The organism is Pseudomonas sp. K5002, assembly GCF_013386655.1.
In the GTDB taxonomy this organism is placed as follows: domain Bacteria; phylum Pseudomonadota; class Gammaproteobacteria; order Pseudomonadales; family Pseudomonadaceae; genus Aquipseudomonas.
The window spans coordinates 1-6,661 of record NZ_JACARK010000448.1 but is presented as its reverse complement, the minus strand read 5'-3'; the positions used below and the strand labels follow the sequence as shown (position 1 = coordinate 6,661).

The following is a 6,661-nucleotide window of genomic DNA, read 5'->3' as shown; positions in this document are numbered from 1 at the left end:
TGTAAGAGCGGAACCGATATAAGCCATCACCCAAATAACGGATATACACCCCACCTCAGCAACAAAGCCTACGCCGTCTTCCCGGTATGGTTATTCAGCGAAATAACCTTGGTCTTCCCAATCCGGTGACGATAAATCTCACGCAGGTACTTGATCGCCTTCTTCACACAATCCCGCGACAGACGAATATCGTTGATCGACACAAACTTGTCCTTGTCGTTGATCAACTCACGATACTTCTTCTCGTACATCGGCTTGATCGCATACCAGTTGGTATCCAGGATCTTCGCCGGGTTCTCGAACTCGTTGAGCAGCTCATCAATCCGGTCTTCATCAAAATCCTCATGGATGATGAAATCCAGGATCGAATTATCCAAGGTGTCATCAAACCGATACGGATTACGCGCAAAACAGCGCTTGATAAATGCCACGATCAACGTCAAAAAATCATCCGACAGGCACGGGCTTTTAGCGATCAAGGTCGTGAGCGACAAGTTGGCCGACGCCCCGATCACCAGCGCATACCGTTTGAGCGTCGTATTGGGAAACAGGCTGTTGAGGTGCGTCTTGAGGCGATTCAGGTCCATATAGGACAGCTTGTAATCCTTGGGCAACGACACAATCGACACCACCGACGAGCAGTTCTTGAAGAAGTGCAAGTCATGCAACGCCGCCGCGTCATAGCCGGAATTCTTGTACTGCTCCAGGGAGGCCTTGTACCGCTTGGACTCAATCGGCAACAGGCTGATGCCTTCGATCGCCTGGGTCACCTTGTTGAAGTGCGGCAGATCAATGGAACGGAAAAACAAGTCGTCGATGTTCAGCCGCTGCGGCTCTTTTTCGAACACCTTGAACTTGTCGCTCGAAGGCGCCGGCGTTTCCGGCACCACCGATTCGGCATAGGCAATCGCTACCGGGCCGGCCAGGCTCATGAACAGGTCGTTGGCATCCAGGCGGATGGTCTCGCCAATGTCGATCCCGGCGCGACGGAAGTAGTTCTGGTCGTAGTCGGTGGTAACCGCCTGGGCCGTCAGAATGTTGAAGATCTGCTGCGAGATGTACTGGTTGGCGTGCTTTTCCATGGCATTGACATCAATGTTCTGGATGTTGCCGTCATCGCTTTCCTCGGCGTAACGCATGATGTCGTTGGAGATCAGCATCATCGCGTTCCACGGTCGGATACGGCCTTTCACGCTGGCTTCGCTGCTGTCTTCATTGTCGAAGTTGTACGAGAAGTCCCATTCTTCCGACAGGTATTTGCACAACAGCCGCCCGGCGTTGATGTGCAGCGCCTCGGACATTTCGCTGCGGTGATCGGAGATGTTCGGCAGCACACAAATCCCGCTGGTGAAGATCGGCTCGAACACGAAGGCGTGACCGCTTTTGCTGTCATGTTCATCGGCGGGCTTGGTGTCGAACGTCTTGTTCATGTACGAGTGCTGCTGGGCCAGGCCGAACTCCGAGGCCATGCCTGAACCGGTACCGCCGCCGGCACTGAAGATCGAGAAGTACAGGCGCGACTGGTTGGCCTTGATGCCGCAGGAGTCGATCAGGTACGAGTGGATCATCTTCCAGTCGGGGCTGGAGAAGCGCTGGGTGTCTTTGTTGAGGATGATCTTGGCCAGGTACTGGCCGAGTATCGGCGCGTTACCGGCGCCGCCGGCATGGACTTCCGAGAGGTCCATGATTTTCATCTTGCTGTAGTCCCGCAGGAAACCGCTTTTCTCACCCTTGCGCGAGAAACGGATGCGCCCGGCAATGTCCTTGTCCAGGTCGCCCAGCATCACCAGCGGCTCGACCAGGAACACCGGTTTGGTGCCCTTGTTCGAACCCAGGCGCAGGTTGTTGCGAATCCACTGGGCGGGGCGGTAGCCCTTGTCGGTGGATTTGTCTTCGTTGCTGAATTCGTTGAGGTAGAACTTGCGTGCGTTGTACACCAGCTCTGCCACATCCAGGGCAATGTTGGAGCCACAGCGGCCCAGGCCGATCAGGCACACCGAGGGGAATTCCTGCTCATTGCGCAGTTCACCGTCGACTTCCAGGTGCGGTGCGCGCGGGAACACCATGTCGCGCAGGCCGTCGAGGTTGTCGAGGATACGGTCGGTGTTGGTTTCGGTGAAGTACAGGTACTGCTGGGTGGCCAGTGGGCGGGCGGTGCTCAATGACTTTGAACCTGAGGGTTTTTCCGCAGGGGCTGTCAGCAACACGTCGGATACCGCGGTGGCAGAGTTATTTTTAGAAGTCATTGTGCGCCATGTGCCTGGACGGATGGCTGAGTAAGTATCAAATAGCCATCACAGAATGAGAGATCGCGACTTTACAGTGCGTCCGGGTCCTGGGCGATAGGGTTTAACCCTAGGGTTTTAAGGGGAAAGCCTGGCCGGACTCTGATGAATCGGCCGTTCGTCGGGGTTCTTTAGTGAAATGATGGCGATTTGCCAAATAAACGGCGTCAGCGAATTGGCCGAACGATGGACGCCGGGCCCGCACGGCCCGAAGGCGGGTCTTTCGGCGCGGGGTCACCCCCCGTCAGGCCCAGCAGGCTGAACAGGTTGTTCTGGTCCAGGCTGTTGATCACCGCGCTGATATCACTCAACGGCACCGCAGCGCTGAGCAGGTAACCCTGAACAAAATCACAGCCGTGTTTTTGCACCACTTCAAATTGTTGCAGGGTTTCCACGCCCTCTGTCACCACCTGCAGGTGCAGGGTGTGGGCCATGCCGATAATGGCCTGGACGATCTCGATGTCGGCGTTCGACTTGGGGATATCCTGGATAAATGAACGGTCGATTTTCAAGGTGTTCAACGGCAGGCGCTTGAGGTAGGCGAGGGACGAGTAGCCGGTGCCGAAGTCGTCGATGGACAGCGACACGCCCAGGGCGCGGATTTGCCGCAGCAATGCCAGGGTGCTGCTGATATTGCCCATCAGCGCGTTCTCGGTTACTTCCAGTTCCAGGCGATTGGCGGCGATCCCGCCGAAGCGCAGGGCGTTTTCGATCTCATCGGCCAACTCGTCACGGGTCAGGTTCAGGGCCGAGCAGTTCACGGCCATGACCAATTCGGTGTGGCCTTGTTCCGACAGCAGGCTCAGGTCGTGACAGGCCTGGCGCAGCACCCAGTGATCCAGTTCGGCAATCAGCCCGTTGCTTTCGGCAATGCCGATGAACCGGTCCGGGGTCAGCAGGCCATGTTGGGGGTGTTGCCAGCGCACCAGGGCTTCGAGGCGCGTGACCCTGCCTTTTTTCAGGTCAAGTATCGGTTGGTAAAACAGCACCAACTCGTTCTTGCCCCGCAGTGCGGCGCGCAGTTCCTCTTCCAGCTGCAGTTCCAGGAAGGCCCGGGTTTTCAGGTTGGAGCTGAAGAAGTTCAGGCTGTTACGCCCGGCATCCTTGGACTGATACAGCGCCAGGTCAGCGGTCTTCAGCAGCTCTTCGCTGGTTTTGCCGTCTTCGGGAAACAGGCTGATGCCGATGCTGGTGGTCATCACCATGCGCCGGCCGGCCAGTTCGATGGGGTCTTTCATTTTCTGCATGATGCGCTGGGCCATGTGCCGCGCTTCATCGCGGTGATGGATGCTGATCAGGATGCAGAATTCGTCACCGCCAAACCGCGCGACCACGTCGTCATGGCTGCGCACCGAGCTTTTGATATGGCCGGCCAGCACCGTCAGCAGTTCGTCGCCGGCGTCATGGCCGAGGCTGTCGTTGATGCGCTTGAAGTGGTCGATATCCAGGAAGATCACCGCCAGCATGCCGTCGGTGGCGGTTTTTTCCGCGAGCTTCTCGGCGAAGATCTGGTTGAAACCACGGCGGTTGAGCAGGGTGGTCAGGGCATCGTAATGCGCCACCTGTTGCAGCGAGGCGCGAGCCTGGTCCAGTTCGGTGAGCAGGGCGTTGACCCGGCGCAGGTCGGTTTCCTTGTGTTGCAGCTTCTTGTCCGCGAGGGCAGCACTGATGCTGCTGCCAATCACCAGCAGGGCGATGACCGCCACCAGCAGCCCCAGTTGGACCGGGTTGTTGTCCACCGGCAGTGCCGACTGTACGAGGTCTTCGGGTACCAGCAGTTGCATGGCCGCCATGCCGGTGAAGTGCATGCTGATAATGCCCGCGCCGAGCACCAGGCTGGCCGCGTACTTGAGCAATTGATGGAACATGCCGGTGCCGTTGCGCAGGTACAGCGACAGCAGCAAAGCCGCCAGGCTGGCGCCGATCGCGATCAACACAGAGGCGAGGAACAAGCCAGTCTCGAAATACACGCCCGCCTCGGAGCGCATGGCCGACATGCCCACGTAGTGCATCAGCGCAATACCCAGCCCCATCCACACCGACGCCAGCACATATTGGTGGGCGCGCAGCCTTGGATGACTGAGGGTTTGCATGGCGAACAGCGCCGCGATCAGGGCGATCAGCAGCGAGGCGAACGTCATGATCAATTCGTAGTGAATCGCGATAGGCGCCTGGAAGGCCAGCATGCTGATGAAGTGGGTCGACCAGATGCCGCCTGCCAGGCAGCCCGCGCCTACCCAGCGCCAGTGCCGTTGAGCCTTGGGGTTGTCGACATGGCCGACCCGCTCGGCCATGTCCAGGGTGCCGAAGCCCGCTGCACAGGCCACCACGTAAGCCAGTAGCACCAGAAAGGGGTTATGACTGCAATTGAGTAATAAGTGCCCACTGTCCGGAAGGTCGGTAAAAAAATGCAAACCAAGCCATTCCATAGCATGTCCCGTCACAGAGTTTTAGTCTGACTGCGTCTTTCAGTATAGAGAGCGTGAGCGAGTTACAAGGATTGATGGCAGATTGCTTCTAATCATTTGGCGATGAGTTTATAAACAACTAGAACCAAATGATTAGGGATGACCGGCCGGGTCGCCCGATGGAGTGACATCAGACTTACGAATCATTACAGACAATCCCCACGAGGCTGACTAGATTGCAGGTTCCGGGCTCAGGATGCGTCTGGCATCGCGGCTCACATAACAATAAAAGAGACGGACCCATGCAGAACTCGACCCAAGCGGCGAATGCCTGGCGCATTCTGTTCCTGCTGTTCCTGGCCAACCTGTTCAACTTTTTCGACCGCACCATTCCCGCGATCATCATCGAGCCGATCCGCATGGAGTGGCACCTCAGCGACTTCCAGCTCGGGATCATCGGTACCGCGTTCACCATCGTTTATGCAATTGCCGGCTTGCCGCTGGGGCGCCTGGCCGATACCGGCTCGCGCAGCAAACTCATGGGCTGGGGCCTGGCGGCGTGGAGTGGCCTGACAGCGGTCAATGGTCTGGTGGGCAGCTTCTGGACCTTTTTGCTGGTGCGCATGGGCATCGGCATCGGCGAGGCCAGTTATGCGCCGGCGGCAAACTCGCTGATCGGTGACCTGTTTCCCGCCCACCGCCGTGCCCGGGCCATGGGGATCTTCATGCTGGGCCTGCCCTTGGGCCTGTTGCTGGCCTTCTTCACCATTGGTGCGATGGTCAAGGCGTTCGACAGCTGGCGTGCGCCATTCTTTATTGCCGCGGTGCCGGGGCTGATCCTTGCGGTGTTCATGTTCTACATCAAGGAACCCAAGCGCGGCGCGGCGGAAGCCGTGCAAGTCTCCCAGGAGAAAGTCGACCGGCCGATTCGCCGGGTGCTGGCGGTGCCGACATTCCTCTGGCTGGTGCTGGCCGGGTTGTGCTTCAACTTCGCCACCTATGCCTGCAACTCGTTCCTGGTGCCGATGCTGCAGCGCTATTTCCTGCTGCCGTTGCAGGATGCGGCAGTCGCCACCGGTGTCATCGTCGGTATTACCGGCCTGGTGGGCCTGACCCTGGGCGGCTGGATTGCCGACAAGATCCATCAACGCATCGCTAACGGCCGGCTGCTGTTCGCGGCGTGCAGTTTGATTATCTCTACAGTGACCACTGCCTGGGCGTTGCACGCGGGGCGGATCGAGATTGGTGTGTTTGTGGCGCTGTTCAGTGTCGGCTGGCTGTTTGCCTATAACTTCTACACCTGCGTGTACACGGCGATCCAGGACGTGGTCGAGCCGCGCCTGCGGGCGACGGCGATGGCATTGTTCTTCGCCGGCTTGTATTTGCTGGGCGGGGGCATGGGGCCGATTGTGGTGGGCGGGTTGTCGGATCATTTTGCCCATTCGGCGATGTATGCCGACGGTGCCCAGCAGATGACTGAGGCTTACAAGGCGGTGGGACTGCATGACGCCATGTACCTGATTCCGGTGGCGCTGTTTTTGACCATGCTGTTTCTGTTCCAGGCGTCCCGCAGTTTTGTGCGCGATTCCCAGCGGATGAAGGATGGGTTGGGGGTGGTGGAGGTGCCGGCCAGGGCGGTTACTGCCTGAGACCGAGGTGACGCCTTCGCGAGCAAGCCCGCTCCCACATTTGACCGCATTCTCAAGATGGAACTCGGTCAAATGTGGGAGCGGGCTTGCTCGCGAAGAGGCCATCAATAACAACGATGTCTCAAGTGAATAAAAAAGGCCCGCATTGCGCGGGCCTTTTTGTTTGTCAGGGTAGGGCGGCGAAGTTAGCCCGCGACCAACACCCGAATCGCTTCCAGTCGCAGCGCCGCCTTGTCGAGCATCGCCAGGCCTTGCTCGCGCTGTTGGCGCAGGGCAACCAGTTCGCTGTCGCGCACGGTCGGGTTGACCGCTTGCAACG

4 protein-coding genes are annotated in these 6,661 nt (G+C 58.5%); 1 reads left to right on the top strand and 3 read right to left on the bottom strand.

Annotated elements, in window-relative coordinates; all coding sequences use genetic code 11:
- Window positions 1–68 precede the first annotated feature (68 nt).
- Together HX846_RS20085 and HX846_RS20080 are read right to left on the bottom strand one after the other, a co-directional pair.
- Window positions 69–2,246, bottom strand: coding sequence for a hypothetical protein (locus HX846_RS20085; protein ID WP_023659116.1), 2,178 nt, complete (start codon window positions 2,244–2,246; stop codon window positions 69–71).
- Window positions 2,247–2,452: 206 nt separating this feature from the next.
- Window positions 2,453–4,714: a bifunctional diguanylate cyclase/phosphodiesterase gene (locus HX846_RS20080; RefSeq protein WP_023659115.1), complete on the bottom strand. Its 2,262-nt coding sequence runs from the start codon at window positions 4,712–4,714 to the stop codon at window positions 2,453–2,455.
- Between the two features lie 281 nt (window positions 4,715–4,995).
- On the opposite strand from HX846_RS20080, the gene HX846_RS20075 reads away from it, so the two are divergent.
- Window positions 4,996–6,342, top strand: coding sequence for an MFS transporter (locus HX846_RS20075; RefSeq protein WP_178965967.1), 1,347 nt, complete (start codon window positions 4,996–4,998; stop codon window positions 6,340–6,342).
- A gap of 185 nt (window positions 6,343–6,527) precedes the next feature.
- Here the strand turns inward: HX846_RS20075 and HX846_RS40435 are convergent.
- The coding region (locus HX846_RS40435; RefSeq protein ID WP_218645450.1) for a hypothetical protein at window positions 6,528–6,661 on the bottom strand (134 nt) is incomplete at its 5' end.

Excerpts from the sequence above, each read along its gene's own strand:
- HX846_RS20075 (WP_178965967.1), top strand. The coding sequence starts at position 4,996 with ATGCAGAACTCGACCCAAGCGGCGAATGCCTGGCGCATTCTGTTCCTG.
- HX846_RS20080 (WP_023659115.1), bottom strand. The coding sequence starts at position 4,714 with ATGGAATGGCTTGGTTTGCATTTTTTTACCGACCTTCCGGACAGTGGG.
- HX846_RS20085 (WP_023659116.1), bottom strand. The coding sequence starts at position 2,246 with ATGACTTCTAAAAATAACTCTGCCACCGCGGTATCCGACGTGTTGCTG.